Raw genomic sequence first — 18,396 nt, 5'->3', positions numbered from 1 at the left:
CCTCATTATTTAGATTTTAATAAATAACAGTGCAAATATAGTGTTTTTTTTATAAATCAAATAAATTGATTGCTCTAAAATAATTCCATATCTTTATAAGAGTATTAAAAACACAGAATTATTCCCATTTTAACCCTCAAAATCATGAAACGAATTTTAGTACCTACCGACTTCTCCGAACACGCAGAAGACGCCTTAAGAGTCGCCTCTCAAATCGCAAAAAAGAACAATTCCGAAATCATTCTTCTTCACATGCTTGAATTGCCACAGCAATCAAACGATGCGATAGTAGGCGGAACAAGCATTCCTGAAACGATGCTTTTTATGAAGAAAGCAAACGAAACTCTCGATGAAGTTGCTTCTAGAGAATACCTAAAAGGAATTCCTGTAACCGAGATTGTAAAAATAGACAAACCTATACATGGCATTACACAAATAAGCAAAGATTATAATATTGACCTAATTATCATGGGATCTCATGGCTCTTCTGGAGTCGAAGAATTATTAATAGGTTCTAATACCGAAAAAGTAGTAAGAAATTCCGAAATTCCTGTTTTAGTCATCAAGAAAAACATTCCAAATTTTAATGCTTCTAATATTGTTTTTGCCTCTGATTTCTCTGAAGAAGCTAAAAAACCATTTGAAAAACTTTTAAATTTCACCAAGCTATTTGATTCAAAATTACACTTAGTTACCATTTGCACACCCAACAGCTTCAAGCCAACTCACGTAAGCGAAAAAGCAATGAATGATTTTGTTGCAGAATTTGACATCACTAATTACACCACTCAAATCTACAACGACACCAATATTGAAAAAGGAATTATAAATTTCTCCAATAGAATAAATGCCGATGTTATCGGAATGTGCACACATGGAAGAACTGGTTTCGCACACTTCTTTAATGGAAGCATAAGCGAAGGCTTGGTTAATCATGCCATCAAACCTATTATAACATTAAAAATCTAATCTAACATAATTCACCTTACTTTTCAAAGCTTCTCAAACGGGAAGCTTTTTTTTTATAAAAATACAAAAAAAATGAGCTTTTCAACAAAGTTCATCTGAGCCTCACAACAAAACCATAAGTACATTTAATACAGAACTTTGTCAAATAAAAATTCATTAAAAAAAGAACAAAATGAAAACAATAGACAAAATTTACATTAATGGAGAATTTGTTACTCCACAAGGAACAGAATATTTTGACCTTATCAGCCCGACAACAAACGAAAAATTAGGAAAAGTCCTTTTAGGCAACATAGAAGACACCCAAAAAGCAATTGAAGCAGCAAAAAACGCCTTCAAAACTTTCTCAAAAACAACAGTTTCAGAAAGAATTCTATACCTCAAAAACATTAAATCTTCTATCGAAAAAAGAAAAGACGATTTTATCAATGTAATGATAGAAGAATACGGTGGTACATTTCAATTCGCAAGCGTAAGCTACGATTACATGCTAAAAGGCTTTGATTCATCAATAAACCTCCTTAATTCATACGATTTTATTAAAACAATGGGAGAATCCGAGGTTCAAATGGCACCTATCGGCGTTGTGGGAATCATAATTCCCTGGAACTCAAGCAATGGCTTTATCAGCAGCAAATTATCTACAGCAATTGCAGCGGGATGCACAACCGTAATCAAACCAAGCGAAATGAGCGCCCAACAAACACAATTAATTACCGAGTGCCTTCACGAAGCAAATCTTCCGAAAGGCGTATTTAATATCGTAAATGGATTGGGCGAAGTTGTTGGTGCCGAAATAAGCAGAAACCCAAATATTGCTAAAATATCTTTTACAGGATCAACCAATGTTGGAAAAATAATAGCAAAGGAAGCTGTCAACACCATGAAAAGAGTAACTCTAGAACTTGGCGGAAAATCTCCAAATATCATTCTAGATGACGCCGATTTCTCAAAAGCCATTCCGCTTGCACTTGGAGCAGCATTTATGAATAGCGGACAGGCTTGTATTGCCGGAACTAGATTATTAATTCCAGAAGACAAATTAGACGAAGTAAAATCTCTTATAAAAGAAACAATCCCAAACTTCATTGTTGGCAATCCTAAAAATCCAAATACCGCAGTCGGGCCAATGGTTAGCAAAAAACAGTTTAACCGCGTTCAAGACTATATTCAAATTGGAATCAACGAAGGCGCAGAAATACTGATAGGTGGATTAGGAAAACCAGAAGGATTAGAAAACGGAAATTTTGTTAAACCAACAGTCTTTATCAATGTAACTAATCAAATGCGAATTGCAAGAGAAGAAATATTTGGCCCTGTTTTATCTATCATTACCTATAAAACAGAAGAAGAAGCCGTCGAAATTGCCAATGATACAACATACGGCTTGCAAGCTTACGTAAGCTCTTCAAATACCGAAAGAGCCCATCGAGTTGCTTCTCAAATTAATGCAGGACGTGTTCAGATCAACGGAATCGGTCACGATCCAATGGCTCCTTTTGGCGGATTTAAACAATCTGGAATTGGACGTGAATTCGGAACGCTTGGCCTAGAAGCCTACTTAGAACCAAGAGCACTAATTCAGTCAAAATAATCTTCATCAATCTGGAAGTCTTTACATCTAAAGATTTCCAGATTTTAGTATTTTTACAATATGAGCACAAAACCGCATACAAAGCCAAAAATACTCTACTCCTGCTATTACTCTCGCAGTCGAGAGGGCGAACATTTTATACCCGAACATGTTTTTAGCTATCAGATTTCTGGCGAAATGATTGTTATAGACAATCAAAATACTTTTCATTCAAAACCTGGAGACTTCCGTTTCAGCAGACGAAACCACTTGGCTAAGTTTACTAAAATTCCACCAGCAGGAGGAGAATTCAAAACGATTTCTCTTTTTCTCGATCAAGAAATTTTAAGAGAGATCAGCAAAGAATATAATTTAAAAGCGGATAAAAAAGCAGAAACAGATGCCATGTTTTCATTAGCCCCTAACCCACTCTACAAATCTTTTATGGAATCACTGATATCCTATCTAGAAGTCGAGGAAGAAAACAACGAAGCTTTATTCAATTTAAAAATCAAAGAAGCTATTCATCTTTTATTAAAAGTAAATCCTGAATTAAAAGACATATTATTTGATTTTAACGAGCCTGGAAAAATTGACCTAGAAGCCTTTATGAATAAAAACTTCCACTTTAATGTTCAAATGCAGCGGTTTGCCTATCTCACAGGAAGAAGTTTAGCCACATTTAAAAGAGATTTTCAAAAAGTTTTTCAGCAAACTCCTGGAAAATGGCTTTTAAACAAAAGACTTCAAGAAGCTTATTATTTAATCAGCCAAGGAAATCCACCATCTGAAGTCTATATTGGCGTTGGCTTTGAAGATCTCTCGCATTTTTCTTTTTCATTTAAAAAGAAATTCGGAATCGTTCCTTCTTCTTTAAATCATAAATAGACCCTTCCACAATAGACCTCCCAGAATACATCTTTCGCAATAAATCTCCCGTGGTTAAAACCACGGGCTATATTTAAAACAAAAGAAGGCTTTACAAATTATAACGCTTTACGGATTTTGCATACCCTAAAAACATCTTTGTATACTTTGCGTATATCTTAGCGCACTTTGCGGTTAAAAAACAGCCAGAATTTAAAGCATAAAAAAAGCCTCTCATTTCTGAGAGGCTTTTCTGTTGGTCTACTAGGACTCGAACCTAGAAAGACGGCACCAAAAACCGTAGTGTTACCATTACACCATAGACCAGCAGTGCGGTTAAGCGGGTGCAAAATTAAAACTTTATTTAATTTATGCAAATTTTAAAGCAAACTTTTTTAAATAAAAAAAAGTCTCTCATTTCTGAGAGACTTTTCTGTTGGTCTACTAGGACTCGAACCTAGAAAGACGGCACCAAAAACCGTAGTGTTACCATTACACCATAGACCAGCAGTGCTGTAAAGCGAGTGCAAATTTAAGTCTTTATTTAGTTTGTGCAAACTTTTTGATCAAAAAAAATCATTTTTTTTGATTTTTTTTACATTAAAAAACGCTTCAACTTCAAAAACTCCTCACAGCCAACATATTACTTTACACTTATAGAATTATAGAATTTTTTGTTAATGCTCGTTTCTTTAAGTAAAAAAACATTTTCTTTGTAGGATAGAAAAACATTCAAATTTTTAACACCTAAATATGGCACAATTCAATTTCAATAAATGGAATACAATTATTGGTTGGTTTGCATTTGCAATCGCTTTAATAACTTACACCTTAACAGTAGAACCTACAATGAGCTTTTGGGATTGCGGAGAATATATTGCTACCGCAGCTAAACTTGAAGTAGGTCACCCGCCGGGAGCTCCGCTTTTCCAGATGATGGGTGCATTTTTTGCCATGTTTGCAATAGATGCTCAGCATGTGGCTCTTATGGTTAACATGATGTCTGTTTTCTCTAGTGCATTTACCATATTATTTATGTTCTGGTCATCGTCTATGATTTTGAAAAAGATTGTAGCTCGTTTTGCTGAGATTGACCAAAACAATTCGATTGTTATTTTAGGAAGTTCTTTTGTAGGCGCCTTAGCATATACATTTTCTGACAGTTTTTGGTTTAATGCTGTAGAAGCCGAAGTTTACGCAATGGCTTCTTTATTAATTGCATTGCTTTTCTGGCTTGGTTTACGTTGGGAGCAAGACATGGACAAACCAAAAGGAAACAAATGGCTTTTAATTATTTCGTTGGTTATTGGTCTTTCATTTGGAGTTCACTTTATGGCACTTTTAACTATTCCTTCTATTGGATTCTTATACTATTTCAAACACTACGAAAAAGTTACGATTAAGAATTTCCTTATTGCCAATGTAGTTGTTATTGGAATTTTATTATTCATTTTCAAGTTATTGCTTCCATTGACTATGGCATTTTTCGGAAAAACCGAAATCTTCATGGTAAATAGTATGGGACTTCCATTCAATTCAGGAACTATCTTTGTTGCATTAGTATTTATTGCGTTTTTCTATTTTGGATTAAAATACACCAGACAAAAAGGCTTAATATTCTACAACACTATTATATTGTGTGTTTTATTCATCCTAATTGGTTTCTCAACTTGGTTGATGTTGCCTGTTCGTGCAAACGCTAACACAGTTATTAACGAAAATAAACCATCTGATGCTACTGAGGTTTTAGCTTATTATAATCGTGAGCAATATGGAGTGAATCCTTTGTTTTACGGACCTCAATACACTGAACTTTTCGCTGGTCTTGATGCTAAAACCCCTTATTTAGATAAAAAACCAAACTACGAAAGAGATTATAAAACAGGTAAATACATTATTACCAATAATTATAAAAATGCTGAACAAAATTCTGATGACAATCAGAAAGCAATTCTGCCTAGAATGTGGAGTACAGAAACAGGTCATATTCAAAATTATATCAACTTTACAAATCCTCCAAAGTTCCGAATCAATCCTAATTATAATTATGATGAAGATTTGGCAAAATATGGAATCGATGCAAGCCAATTAAGCGAAGACGAATACAATAAGGCTACAGCTCAATTGCGTAATGAAGTTGAAAAAACAGTTTCTGAGTTTAGAAAAGCTTACGCTCAAAAACAAATTGATAACGAAGGTTACGTAAAATTCTTAAGAAGCTACGGCGAATATTTACTTATCGAAAAACCATCTACAGCAGACAACTTCAGTTTTATGTTTGAGTATCAATTTGGATACATGTATTGGAGGTATTTAATGTGGAATTTCGTTGGGCGCCAAAATGATCAGCAAGGTAAATATGATAATTTGGATGGAAACTGGATCAGCGGAATCAAAGCTTTAGACTCTGTTCATTTAGGTTCTCAAGACAATCTGCCAACAGATGTTTTAAACAACAAAGGACGTAATGCTTATTATTTCCTTCCGTTTATCTTAGGTTTAATTGGTATCATGTACCATGCTAACAAAGATTTAAAGAGCTTCTACGTTCTTTTAGCTTTGTTTTTATTCACAGGAATTGCACTAAAAATATATTTAAATGAAAGACCATTTGAGCCTCGTGAAAGAGATTATGCTCTTGTAGGCTCCTTCTATGTCTTTGCCATCTGGATCGGATTTGGTGTTTATTCGCTTTATGAAAGCTTATACAAATATCTGGCTCCAAAAATTGCTGGACCAGTAGTCATTGCCGGAAGTTTATTGGCTGCACCAATTTTAATGGCTTCTCAAAACTGGGATGATCACGATAGATCTGGAAGATATACAGCAGTTGCAATGGCAAAAGCTTATTTAAGTTCTTGCGATAAAGATGCTATTTTATTTACGATTGGAGATAACGACACTTTCCCACTTTGGTATGCTCAAGAAATCGAGCATTTTAGAACCGATGTTAAAATTGTAAACACGAGTTTATTTATGACAGACTGGTACATTGATCAAATGAAAGCGAAGTCTTATGAATCAAATCCGTTGCCAATTTCTTTTGTACATAGTCAATATGTAGGGGATAATTTAGATTACACGGCGTATATCCAGAAAATTGATACACGTTGGAACATTAAAGATTTTATCGATTTCATCAAAAACCCTAAATCGACTGTTGGTTTACAAAATGGACAAACTATCCATTTCTATCCAACAAATAAGATTAGAGTTAATGTGGATAAAAACACTATTATTCAGAACAAAGTAGTTAATCCTAAATATTACGATTCTATTGTTCCTTACTTAGACATTGATATCAAAGGAAGCGCATTATACAAAAACCGTTTAATGATGTTTGATATTTTAGCAAATAACAACTGGAAGAGACCTATTTACTTTAGTGGTGGAGCTTTTGATGATGAAGATTATTTATGGTTAAAAGATTATCTGCAATTGGACGGAATGGTTTATAAATTAGTTCCAGTAAAAAATACTCCTTCTAAAGATGGCGGACCATTAGATATGGGACAAATTGATGCAGATAAAATGTACGATATTGTAATGAAATGGGATTGGGGAAATAGCAATGGAAACATTTATCATGATCCTGAAACTAGAAGAAACAGTATTACTTACCGTACTAATCTTTCGAGATTAATGAATCAGCTTATTGAAGAAGGCAAAATTGACAAGGCTAAAAATGTAATCAATTTAGCGATGACTAAAATGCCTTTGGACAAATATGGGTATTATTCATTAGTTGAAGCTTTTGCTGATGGCTATTACAAAGTTGGAGAAAAAGTCAAAGCACAAGATCTTTTAAATAAATTAGTTCAGAAATACAAAGAGAATCTAAACTATTACAGTACATTGACTCCTTCTGACCAAACTGATTTAGCTGTAGATATTATTACAGATATTGAGCGTTACAGAAGCTTGCTGCATGTAATGGATAATAATAAAGACACTGCTTTTTACAACCAACACAAAACTACATTTAACACTTACGTAAATGTTTTTGAGCGCTTTGGACGTGAAAAAGAATAAATAATATACGAAAATCTTACTTATTAAAAAAATGCAGCGCTGTTTGATAAATAGCGCTGCATTTTTTAATTTTATACATACTAATACAATTTTAATTCAAAATGAGCTTCTATTGGGTAAAAACTAACGCATTTATAAAAAAGGTGTTTTCTAAATATTGCTGGGACATTCCTAACAACGAAAAGAAAATATACCTCACTTTTGATGATGGCCCAACTCCAGAAATTACAGACTGGGTTTTATCTGAATTAAGAAAATTTGATGCAAAAGCTACCTTTTTCTGCATCGGAAAAAATATTAAAGCGAATCTGGCTTTATTTGAAAAGTTAATTACCGACGGACATTCAATTGGCAATCACACCATGAATCATGTGAATGGATGGAAAATCCATACGAATGATTATATTGAAAATGTAAAAAACTGTGCTGCTGTTTTAGATGAGCAAGAGAAAGCTCCTCATCGCTTATTGTTCCGTCCACCTTATGGAAAGATCAAAAAAGCACAATCTAAAATCCTAAGAAGTTTAGGCTATAAAATAGTAATGTGGGATGTTTTAAGCGCAGACTTTGATCAAAGCATCACCCCAGAAAAATGCCTTGAAAATGTAACTAAAAATGTAAAATCTGGCAGCGTAATTGTTTTTCATGACAGTATTAAAGCTTCTCCAAATCTAAGATTTGCTTTGCCTCGAACACTGCATTTTTTAAAAGAAAATGGATATAAGTTTGACATTATTCACTAAATAACATCAAAAAAGAGAAGTTATTTAGACGTTAAATTGTTCCTGAACAATTCCAATTATAGTATTGGCATCAAGTTCTCCAGATTGCCTCCAGATCATTTGCCCTTCTTTGTAAATCATTAAAGTTGGAAGCCCTTTAATACGAAGTGCTTCTGCTAGTTCCTGATTTTTATCTACATCAATTTTGATTACTTTGGCCTTATCGCCAAGCGCAGCGGCTACGTCCTTAATAACAGGATGCATAGAAACTGAAGATTCATTCCAATCTGTGTAAAAATCAATTAACACTGGAACTTGAGCATTTATTAGTTCTCCAAATTTTGACATAAAACCAAAAAATTAAGTTTTTTAAATCTCTTAAAAGAAATAAATATTATACAAATGTAGCATTTTTAACGAATTAACCGACATTACGGCCTTTTTTTAGTTCAATTACTGTTATTTCAGGCATAATTCCAACTCGTCCTGGATAGGCGTGAAAACCAAATCCACGGTTAACATAAACGTATCTTCCGACGTTTTCGTACAATCCCGCCCATTGTTTATAAATGTATTGCGCTAGACTCCATTTAAAATAGCCTGGAATCTCAATTCCAAATTGCATACCGTGCGTGTGGCCTGCGAAAGTCAAATGAAAATTCTTTGGATGATCTTTAATTTCGGCATCCCAATGGCTTGGATCATGGCTCATTAAAACTTTAAAATCGTCCTGATGCACATCTTTTGAAGCTTTATTTAAATCACCTGCTTTCTTAAAATTCACTCCCCAATTTTCTACTCCAATCAAAGCGATTTTATCATCGCCTTTTTGAATATAAGTATGTTCGTTCAGCATTAATTTAAAACCAATTTGGCCATATAAATTTTTAATTGCCTTAAAATTTTCGTCTTTTTCTTTTTCAGAAGGCCAAGTCACATATTCGCCGTAATCGTGATTTCCTAAAACTGCAAACTTCCCATATTTATAATCTTTAATACGGCTAAAAGTTTCCAGCCAAGGGTGCATTTCTTTAGCATGCGTATTGACAATATCTCCAGTAAACAAAATCAAGTCTGATTCTTGTGCATTGATCAGATCAATGGCATAATTTATTTTCTCTGGATTATCAAAACTTCCGCTGTGAACATCAGAAATCTGTGTGATTTTAAAACCGTCAAAAGCATCTGGAAGATCAGGAAAAAACACAGTTTGTTTGATTACTTTGAAATTGTACTTCCCTTCAAAAATTCCGTAAATAATAGATAGAAACGGAATTGCAGCCAACCCTAATGCAATCTGGCTAACAAACTTTCGCCTGTCGGGCATCATTTCTTTTCGAGGAGTATTATAAACAAAATAATTTAAGATGCTTGCTCCTATCCTAAAAATATCCTCACCAAACATTATTAATGTAAGCACAATTTTAGGCACATATACCGTCAGCATCAAACCTGTGGTAAACATAAATTGCCTAGTCTGACCAACAGAGCGATCAACTTGTGAAAAAGAATAGATAATAAAGACTAAGACCAGTAAACTTATAACTTGATAGCTAATCAAAATCCAACGTGTTTTGATTAAAGTTCGAAAAGCCTGATATGAATAGAACTCAATAAATAATAAAAGAGCGCATAGAATTACAAAACGAAAGATCATTTAATATATAGTTTTAAACAAAGTAACAAAGAATGAAAATTCTATTTCTTTTTATTATAAAAAATTTAACGCTGCAAAACATAAAAAAGCTGAAAGATGTCTCTTCCAGCTTTAACCTACCAACCTTTAAAACTATTTAATCTTAAGACTTAAGAATCTTATATTATTTTGCTTTTGGAGTTTCTGTTTTTGCAGCTTCTGCTTTTTTCTCTCCTTTAGCTTTTTTGTTTGCTTTTTTATCTTGCTTTTCAGTTTTCACCTCTTTTGTTTTTGCTGGTGCTGGAGTTGTTTGTGCACTTGCCATTGCAACTGTTCCTAAAACTGCTACTGCTAAAATTGCTAATTTTTTCATGACTTTAAATTTTTTGATTGTTATTTTCATTATTTATAAGTCAAAGGTATAACCACAAAATGAAGAAAAAATGAAGAAAAAGTCTTATAGAGAATTTTAACTTTTAATTGTGTTTTTGAAACCATAATTTAAAAGAAGTACCCTGCTCCAATTGAGATTCTACAGTAACTTCTATATGATGAAAAGAGGCAATACTCTTAGCAATTGCAAGACCTAAGCCCTGCCCTTCCTGATCATAACTTATTCTGGTAAAACGGCTGAATATTTTTTCTAGTTGCGATTCATCCATTCCAATGCCAGAATCTTTTACCAAAATAAAATAGTGATTATCATCATAACCGTCTTCAATGACAATCTTTCCTTGTGGTTTATTATATTTTATGGCATTGGTTACTAAATTATAAATCAGAATATGAATTAAAGTTTTGTTTCCAATGAAAACAAAAGTGTTTTGCATCCTATTTTGAAACTGAATTTCTTTATAATCGATACGATCTTGAAGGTCTTCCTGTAAATCAGAAACGATTTCGCGAAGATTAATCTCTTCATTCAACTCATATTGGTTATTATCTATTCTGGAAATCAGCAATAAATTATTGATAATTTTTTTCAGCATATCCAGCGTCTTTAGAGATCCCGCAATTTTATCAACCGCATTATCATCTAAAGATTCATTCTGTAGCAAGTTTTCAAGTTTATTTTTAAGCAATGCGATCGGAGTTAAAAGCTCGTGCGAAACATTCGAAATAAACTGCTTTTCTTTTTTAAAAACTTCGGCAATACGATCCATCATTTGATTCAAAACAAAATCCAATTCCCTAAAGTCTCTTGAAGCCGCTTTTATCGGAGTATGATCAAACATTTCAGGTTCGTTTACACGCCTAATCTTGGTATCAATAATTTTATAGAATGGTTTTAAAAGATATTCAATGTAAAAAGTATCAGCCAAAAAAGTAATAAATAGAATGATAACAAAAACAATGATAATAAAAAGCTTTATTACAAAAGTCAAATCGTTTACCTCGCTTAAACTACTTCCAATTTCAAGCTGATAATCTTGCCCTTCGTATGTAAAATGATGCTGTAATATTCTGTATTCGCTTTCTTCATTTTCAATCTTGCGATATTCATTGGTAAAAGTTGTTTTCTTCTGATGCTGTTTTATCGGCATTCTGGAAAGCACTAAAAACTCGCTATGAAGTGTCGAAAATTCAGAAAAGGTCTCTGTCGTATCATCTGGATTCTCTATAAAATCATTGATTTCCTCTTGATTAAGATGCTCAATAAACTTTTTCTTTTTCTCCAGCAGACTATTATTAATATGATGATACACCACATTTTCTACCAAAATAGGAAGCATCAGCCATAAAATCAAAATGACCAGCAACCTGGTCATAGCATTAAAAATGGCTAATTGATGTTTTATTTTCACAAGAATAATTTTATTCGTTTATACGATAACCCACATTACGAACGGTCTCAAACCAATCTATAGTCGTATGTTTATCTAATTTCTTTCTCAGATTTCGAACATGAACATCTATAAAATTAGAATCTGAATTCACTTCCAGAATATCGCCCCAAATATGTTCGGTCAATTGTAACCTTGTAATAACTCGATTTTTATTGAGAACTAGATACTGAAAAATATCAAATTCTTTTTTGGTAAGACTTAACGGAGTTTCATTAAAGCTCACTTTATAATCCTGAAGCTGCAGCAGAAAACCATGAATGCTTAAATTGTTTAAAGTAAAACCATGAATCCTGCGAATTACAGCAAACAGCCTTGCAGCCAATTCTGTCAAAGCAAAAGGTTTTGTCAAATAATCGTCGGCTCCAAGATGAAGTCCATTAATCCTGTCATCCAATTCTCCGCGTGCTGTAAGTACAATTACCGCAATCTTTGATTTTGTTTTTCGAATCGTCTGTAAAACCTCAAAACCGTCTCCATCAGGCAAACCCAAATCCAATAGCATGGCATCGTAATCATTGCTTCCAAATTCTTCCAAAGCTTCAGCACAGTTATTTGCAATTTTACAGATATAACCTGCATTGCACAAAAAATCGTAAACTTCTACAGCAAGTTCTTTATTATCTTCAACAATTAAAATATTCATACACATGGCATTTAAGCATTACTAAAATTAATCAATTCTCAAAAGTTCAGCTACACATTATTAAAAAATTAACTAATGAAAAAAGCTGATAAATTTCTTCATCAGCTTCTTCAATCGCATTCTCATAATCATTATTCCTGTTTTGCCTTCGTTCATTACAATGCTTCGAAAACAAAACGAGAGCAATTCTTATTTTGCAGGCGTTACTTCTTCTTTTGGAGCTTCAGCTTTTGCTTTTTTATTTCCTTTGTGATGATGTTTTGTAGCTTTTACCTCTTTCGTTGGTGCTGCTTGAGATGGAGTTGTTTGAGCGCTTACCATTACACTTGTTCCTAAAACTGCTGCCAATACAATAAATAAATTTTTCATGATTTCTATTTTTTTAATTATTTGTTATTTTTTCATTTTTGCAGTTTCTGGTTTAGCCGCCTCTGTTTTTGGTGCTTCACTTTTCACTGATTTTGTTTTTTGATCTGATTTGCTTTTTTTAGGATGTTTTGTTGCTTTTACTTCTTTCGCCGGAGCTTCTTTTCCATCTTTTGCAGGAAATGCGTGAACCATTGCACTTGTTCCTAAAACTGCTACTAGTAACATTAATAAATTTCTCATGATTTCTAAGATTTAAGAATTAATAACCTTTTATTTTACAGATCAAAATTACTTTCGCAACATGAAGAGAAAATGAAGAAATCACTGAATAAAAAAATTTAACTTGATATTAACGCTTGGTAACTTTTTTTTTTCCATGAGCCATATGGGGTCATTTAAATAATCGTTTTCAGCTTTATTCAAGTCACCGAGGAGACGCACTGCGGTGCGTCTCTACTAAAATAGACTTATATTACTTATATGGTGAAACAAAATTAATTTTCAAGAACTGAATCGTTTTTTAAAACCCAATTGTTTATTTTTACAGACTAATATTTTTAATATGTCAACTCAAAAACGCCTTTTTCTTCTAGATGCTTATGCACTAATTTTTCGTGGTTATTACGCTTTTATTAAAAACCCGAGAATCAACTCAAAAGGAATGGATACATCTGCAATTATGGGTTTTATGAACTCACTTTTGGATGTTATTAAAAGAGAAAAACCAGATCACTTGGCTGTTGCTTTTGATAAAGGCGGAAGTCATGTAAGAACTGAAATGTTTGTTGATTACAAAGCCAATCGAGATGCAACTCCAGAAGCAATTAAAATTGCTGTTCCATATATTCAGGAATTATTAAAAGCTATGCACATTCCAATTATTGAACTTGAAGGTTGTGAAGCCGATGATTTAATTGGAACAATTGCGAAACAGGCAGAAAAACAAAACTACAAAGTCTACATGGTAACTCCAGATAAGGATTTTGCCCAATTAGTTTCTGAAAACATTTTTATGTATAAACCTGCCCGTATGGGTAACGGAATCGAAATTTGGGGAGTTCCTGAAGTTTTGGCAAAATTTGAAATCGAAAGGCCTGAACAGGTAATCGATTTTCTTGGAATGATGGGTGATGCAATTGATAACATTCCAGGATTACCAGGTGTTGGAGAAGTGACGGCTAAAAAGTTCCTAAAAGAATTTGGAACAATGGAAAACCTTTTAGAAAATACACATTTACTAAAAGGTAAAATGAAAGAAAATATCGAAGCGAATAAAGAAAAAGGTATTCTTTCTAAAAAACTGGCCGCAATTATCACAGATTGTGATGTGGCTTTTAATGAAGAAGATTACGAACTTTCTCGCCCAGATATCGAAAAAACAGATGCTATTTTTCAAGAATTAGAGTTTAGAAGAATGGCAGAGCAGTTTGACAATTTGTTTAAAACTGATGGCGCGCAAACTGCTGCTCCAGCTCCTGATGCCAAATTGTACAAAAAAGCACAACCTAAAAACGAAGACCAATTTGATCTTTTTGGAGGCGGAAATACGAATGGGGAAAATGCTGAAATCGAAAGAACTTCGTTTTATAATACTTTAGAAAACACAGAGCATTTTTACCAAACCATTCAAGGCGATTTAGGCATTAAAATGCTTTTGCAGAATTTACAAAAACAGACTTCAGTTTGTTTTGATACTGAAACCACAGGAATCGATGCTTTACATGCAGAATTGGTTGGAATGTCTTTCTCTTACGAAAAAGGAAAAGCATTTTATGTGCCGTTTCCAGAAAGTCAGGAAGAAGCAAAAACTTTGGTAGATAAATTTGTTCCGTTTTTTGAAAATGAAAACATCGAGAAAATTGGACAAAACTTAAAATACGATTTAAAAATTCTTGCTAATTACGGCGTTACTGTAAAAGGAAAACTTTTTGACACCATGATTGCGCATTATTTGATTAATCCAGATATGCGTCATAATATGGATATTTTAGCCGAAACATATTTAAAATATTCTCCAAAATCTATTGAAACTTTAATTGGAAAAAAAGGGAAAAATCAGCTTAACATGCGCGATGTTCCTTTAGAAGACATTAAAGAATATGCTGCAGAAGATGCCGATATTACATTACAATTAAAAGAAATCTTTACAACAGAATTAGATAAAACAGAAACTAAAAAGTTATTTGACGAAATCGAAATTCCATTAGTAAGCGTATTGGCCGATATGGAAACGGAAGGAATTCGTTTGGATGTAGATTTCTTAAAAGCAATGTCTTCTGAAATGGAAGTTGAAATCAAAGCTTTAGAAGAAAAAATATATGAAACCGCTGGTGAAAAATTCAACTTGGCTTCTCCAAAACAATTAGGAGATATTTTGTTTGACAAACTAAAAATTGGCGGCGCTAAGCAAAAGAAAACCAAAACGGGACAGTATGCAACTGGCGAAGAAGTTTTGACTGATTTGGCCAATGACAACCCAATTGTAAAACAAATTTTGGATTGGCGTCAAATGGTAAAATTACAGAGTACATACATTCTAGCTTTACCAGAACAGGTAGACAAAAAAACGTTACGCGTTCATACCGATTATATGCAGACTGTTGCGGCAACTGGACGTTTGAGCTCTAATAATCCGAACTTGCAAAATATTCCGATTCGTACCGAAAGAGGCCGTCAGATTCGTAAAGCTTTCGTGGCACGCGATGAAAACCATACTTTAATCTCTGCCGATTACTCTCAAATCGAATTGAGAATTATTGCCGCTTTGAGTGGTGAAGAAAATATGATTAAAGCTTTCCAAAACGGAGAAGACATTCACAGAGCTACCGCAGCAAAAGTTTTTGATGTTGCTCTTGAAGAAGTTTCTCGCGAACAAAGAAGCAATGCCAAAACCGTAAACTTCGGAATTATTTATGGTGTTTCTGCTTTTGGTTTGAGTAATCAAACTTCGCTATCAAGAAGCGAAAGCGCTGCATTGATTGATGCTTATTATAAAACATATCCTCGTCTTAAATCTTATATCTCAGAACAAGTCGAATTTGCACGTGAAAAAGGTTATGTACAAACCATTTTAGGTCGTCGCCGTTATTTAAAAGATATTAATTCGGCCAACGCCGTTGTAAGAAGCGCTGCAGAACGAAATGCTGTAAATGCACCAATTCAAGGAAGCGCAGCCGATGTGATTAAAATTGCAATGATTAATATTCACAAAAAACTTCGTGACGAAAACTGGAAATCAAAAATGTTACTACAAGTACATGATGAGCTTGTGTTCGATGTTCACAACGACGAACTCGAAAAAATTCAGCCTATGATTAAACACGAAATGGAAAATGCTTTCAAATTGTCAGTCCCTTTAGAAGTTGAACTCGGAATGGGTAAAGATTGGCTAGAAGCGCACTAAAAAAATTATTCTTCATACTTAAAAAACCGTTCAAAATTGAACGGTTTTTTTATTCATTAAAAACAACATTGTAAGAATTTTACTTTTACTACATTTACAACTTTTATAACAACCTTTAAAGATTTAAAAGAAAGTAAAATGAAGAAATATTTCTTATACCTATTTCTGCTTTATTCAACAATTGCAATTTGTCAGAGCAAAATTTATTATCTAGAAGGAACTTTAGGCAAAAGCACTATTTTCATGACTGTTCAAGTCTACAACTCAGATAACGAGAATAATCTCAATGCTGTATATTTCTATAAAAGTTCATTAAAAGATATTAAGCTCGAAGGAAAATTAAAGGACAATAATAATTTTACGTTCTATTTTAAACCTGGCGATAATGTTACTGAAAAATTCTACCTAAAAAAATCGGGTAATAATTTTGATGGATTCTGGTATGATGCTAAAGAAAAACAATTGGCTGTTCATCTTGAACCAGTAAATTTTGATAATTACAAATCAAATCTCAAAATTAGGTTTGACGACGAACGTCTTAATCTCGTGAAATATAAATTTCTTGAATTTAAAAAACAGAAAACCACAACTTACAACAATAAAGAATTTGTCTGGTATACTGAAAAACATTGTGATTCTGATTTTTTTAGATTAGGAGCTAATTTTTCGGAGAAAAACAAGGCTTTGATTAATCCGATCTTAGAAAGCATACATATTGAAAATACATTATCTCAGCTTAATTGCGCTTCTAGTTTTGAATACAGCCAAGGAAAAGGCATTGAAGGAAATACGACAATCAACTTTCTGAATAATGATTTATTAGGTTTCCAAGTTTCGATGTTTTGGGACTGCGGAGGCGCTCATCCCGATTTTGGAAGTAGCGGTTATCTTATTGATTTAAACAACGGAAAACAATATGGAATTGATGATATTCTAGCTTTTGACAAAAGCGTAACTGGCGACAAAGAGAATAATTTTGATGCTTTTTCAAAATATCGAAATGATTATTTTGCACCGAAATTACTTGCTGTAATTAATTCTCAGGAACATTTTGAAAAACCAAAAAATGAAGATGATTATTGTGATTATACCAACGAAGAATATTGGGATTTTCCTTCTTGGAATTACACAGAAAAAGGAATTGAATTTACTCCTATTTTTTATAGAGCAGCAAGATCTTGTGAAGAATCTTTTTTAGTTCCTTTTGAGAAATTAAAAAAGTATAAGAACCCAAAATTTCCTTATTCATTATAATAAAAAAGCCATCCGTTGCGGATGGCTTTTATTATTTTATACTTTTCTTGTAGATTCTCTTTCTTTCAATTTTGTTTTGATGACAATCGTTTCATATTCAGAAACTGTTCCTTCCGGCTCTTCCAATCTTTCAATTAATCTTTTTGCGGCAACTTCTCCAATTTCAACACCATGCTGACTTACCGTAGTCAAACTTGGCGATAAACGTCTTGAAGCCAAAATACCATCTGCAAAACCAATAATCGAAATATCTTCTGGAACTCTATATCCTTTTTTCAAACTTACTCGCAAAGCTGCAACTGAATCATTTTCATCCAAGGCAAAAATTCCGTCAATTTTATTGTCAAAAATTGCATCAATTTTACTTTTCATATCATCTTCAGAATCGGTACGAAGAATGATTTTTTCATTAACCGGAATATTATTGTCTTTTAAAGCTTTCAAATATCCGTCGGCTCTTAATTTTCCAACACTTAAATTATCTACAGAAGATATTAAAGCGATATTTTTACATCCAAGATTAATTAAATGCTGTGTCGAATTTAATGCTGAATCGAAATCATCTACAACAACCTTATCACAGTCTACTTCATCAGCAATACGGTCAAACATCACAATTGGCGTCCCATCATTAATAATTTCCGAAAAGTGATTGTAATCCTGAAGCTTTTGAGCTTCTTCAGAAACCGAAAGAATAAATCCGTCAATAGTTCCGTTGCTTAACATTTCAAGCGTGTGGATTTCTTTTTCTAAAGATTCGTTAGAGATACAGGTAATTACATTATATCCTTTTTTATCGGCAACTTTCTCAATACCGCTAAAAACTTTCGCAAAGAAAGAATTTAGAATATTTGGAATAATTACTCCAATCGTTTTTGTTTTACGATTCTTTAGATTCAAACCAATGACATTCGGCTTATAGTTTTTGAGTTTGGCATACTCCTTAATCTTCACCTTCGTTTGTTCACTAATTTCTGGACTGTCATTCAACGCTTTAGATACAGTCGAAACAGAAACACCAAGTTCTTTCGCAATTTGTTTTAGAGTTGCTTTAGCTTTCATCCAATTGAATTTTATGTAA

The 18,396-nt window shown here is 33.2% G+C and carries 15 protein-coding genes and 2 tRNA genes; 7 read left to right on the top strand and 10 right to left on the bottom strand.

Translation table 11 applies throughout. The features are described 5' to 3' along the window. Window positions 1-144: 144 nt before the first annotated feature. From OZP10_RS12085 to OZP10_RS12075, 3 genes are all read left to right on the top strand, one after another. The gene (locus OZP10_RS12085; protein WP_281631140.1) at window positions 145-969 is read left to right on the top strand and encodes a universal stress protein; all 825 of its coding nucleotides are present in this window, start codon (window positions 145-147) and stop codon (window positions 967-969) included. A 172-nt stretch (window positions 970-1,141) separates the two neighbouring features. Next, complete coding sequence (locus OZP10_RS12080; RefSeq protein WP_281631139.1) at window positions 1,142-2,563, top strand: aldehyde dehydrogenase family protein; 1,422 nt, start codon at window positions 1,142-1,144, stop codon at window positions 2,561-2,563. 60 nt (window positions 2,564-2,623) lie between these two features. Continuing rightward, on the top strand, window positions 2,624-3,430 hold the full coding sequence (locus tag OZP10_RS12075; protein ID WP_281631138.1) for an AraC family transcriptional regulator: 807 nt from the start codon (window positions 2,624-2,626) through the stop codon (window positions 3,428-3,430). Window positions 3,431-3,665: 235 nt separating this feature from the next. On the opposite strand, the gene OZP10_RS12070 is transcribed toward OZP10_RS12075, so the two are convergent. Together OZP10_RS12070 and OZP10_RS12065 are read right to left on the bottom strand one after the other, a co-directional pair. After that, a tRNA-Gln gene (locus OZP10_RS12070) sits at window positions 3,666-3,736 on the bottom strand. A gap of 109 nt (window positions 3,737-3,845) precedes the next feature. Next, window positions 3,846-3,916, bottom strand: a tRNA-Gln gene (locus OZP10_RS12065). Between the two features lie 246 nt (window positions 3,917-4,162). Between OZP10_RS12065 and OZP10_RS12060 the strand changes: the two genes are divergently transcribed. Then, entirely contained in the window at window positions 4,163-7,441 is a 3,279-nt protein-coding gene (locus tag OZP10_RS12060; RefSeq protein WP_281631137.1) for a glycosyltransferase family 117 protein, read from the top strand. A gap of 101 nt (window positions 7,442-7,542) precedes the next feature. Beyond that, complete coding sequence (locus OZP10_RS12055) at window positions 7,543-8,184, top strand: polysaccharide deacetylase family protein (RefSeq protein ID WP_281631136.1); 642 nt, start codon at window positions 7,543-7,545, stop codon at window positions 8,182-8,184. A 24-nt stretch (window positions 8,185-8,208) separates the two neighbouring features. Here the strand turns inward: OZP10_RS12055 and OZP10_RS12050 are convergent, their stop codons facing one another. The 7 genes from OZP10_RS12050 to OZP10_RS12020 all read right to left on the bottom strand — a co-directional run bounded on the left by OZP10_RS12050 (window position 8,209) and on the right by OZP10_RS12020 (window position 12,898). Further along, window positions 8,209-8,511, bottom strand: a complete 303-nt coding sequence (locus OZP10_RS12050; protein WP_008466807.1) for a thioredoxin family protein — start codon at window positions 8,509-8,511, stop codon at window positions 8,209-8,211. Between the two features lie 73 nt (window positions 8,512-8,584). Next, window positions 8,585-9,820 (bottom strand): metallophosphoesterase, encoded by a 1,236-nt coding sequence (locus tag OZP10_RS12045; protein ID WP_281631135.1) that lies wholly within the window; start codon window positions 9,818-9,820, stop codon window positions 8,585-8,587. 163 nt (window positions 9,821-9,983) lie between these two features. Beyond that, window positions 9,984-10,172 carry a hypothetical protein gene (locus tag OZP10_RS12040; protein ID WP_177210966.1) on the bottom strand — a complete coding sequence of 63 codons (189 nt, stop codon included), beginning with the start codon at window positions 10,170-10,172 and terminating at the stop codon, window positions 9,984-9,986. A 103-nt stretch (window positions 10,173-10,275) separates the two neighbouring features. Then, window positions 10,276-11,604 (bottom strand): sensor histidine kinase, encoded by a 1,329-nt coding sequence (locus OZP10_RS12035; protein ID WP_281631134.1) that lies wholly within the window; start codon window positions 11,602-11,604, stop codon window positions 10,276-10,278. Window positions 11,605-11,614: 10 nt separating this feature from the next. Then, the gene (locus OZP10_RS12030) at window positions 11,615-12,289 is read right to left on the bottom strand and encodes a response regulator transcription factor (RefSeq protein ID WP_281631133.1); all 675 of its coding nucleotides are present in this window, start codon (window positions 12,287-12,289) and stop codon (window positions 11,615-11,617) included. Window positions 12,290-12,478: 189 nt separating this feature from the next. Further along, complete coding sequence (locus OZP10_RS12025; RefSeq protein WP_281631132.1) at window positions 12,479-12,658, bottom strand: hypothetical protein; 180 nt, start codon at window positions 12,656-12,658, stop codon at window positions 12,479-12,481. Between the two features lie 24 nt (window positions 12,659-12,682). Further along, window positions 12,683-12,898 (bottom strand): hypothetical protein, encoded by a 216-nt coding sequence (locus OZP10_RS12020; protein WP_281631131.1) that lies wholly within the window; start codon window positions 12,896-12,898, stop codon window positions 12,683-12,685. Window positions 12,899-13,220: 322 nt separating this feature from the next. Here OZP10_RS12020 and polA point away from each other — a divergent pair, with 322 nt between their 5' ends. Both polA and OZP10_RS12010 read left to right on the top strand, forming a co-directional pair. Continuing rightward, on the top strand, window positions 13,221-16,061 hold the full coding sequence (polA, locus tag OZP10_RS12015; RefSeq protein WP_281631130.1) for a DNA polymerase I: 2,841 nt from the start codon (window positions 13,221-13,223) through the stop codon (window positions 16,059-16,061). Between the two features lie 138 nt (window positions 16,062-16,199). Continuing rightward, a complete protein-coding gene (locus OZP10_RS12010; RefSeq protein ID WP_281631129.1) occupies window positions 16,200-17,315 on the top strand; it encodes a hypothetical protein in 1,116 nt (371 codons plus the stop codon). 36 nt (window positions 17,316-17,351) lie between these two features. On the opposite strand, the gene OZP10_RS12005 is transcribed toward OZP10_RS12010, so the two are convergent. Further along, window positions 17,352-18,377 (bottom strand): LacI family DNA-binding transcriptional regulator, encoded by a 1,026-nt coding sequence (locus tag OZP10_RS12005; protein WP_177210972.1) that lies wholly within the window; start codon window positions 18,375-18,377, stop codon window positions 17,352-17,354. Window positions 18,378-18,396: the final 19 nt, after the last annotated feature.

Origin of the sequence: Flavobacterium luteolum, from assembly GCF_027111275.1 — a bacterium.
Classification (GTDB): Bacteria; Bacteroidota; Bacteroidia; order Flavobacteriales; family Flavobacteriaceae; genus Flavobacterium; species Flavobacterium luteolum.
Note: the sequence above shows the minus strand (reverse complement) of the source record. Positions and strands in the feature narration are given on the sequence as shown.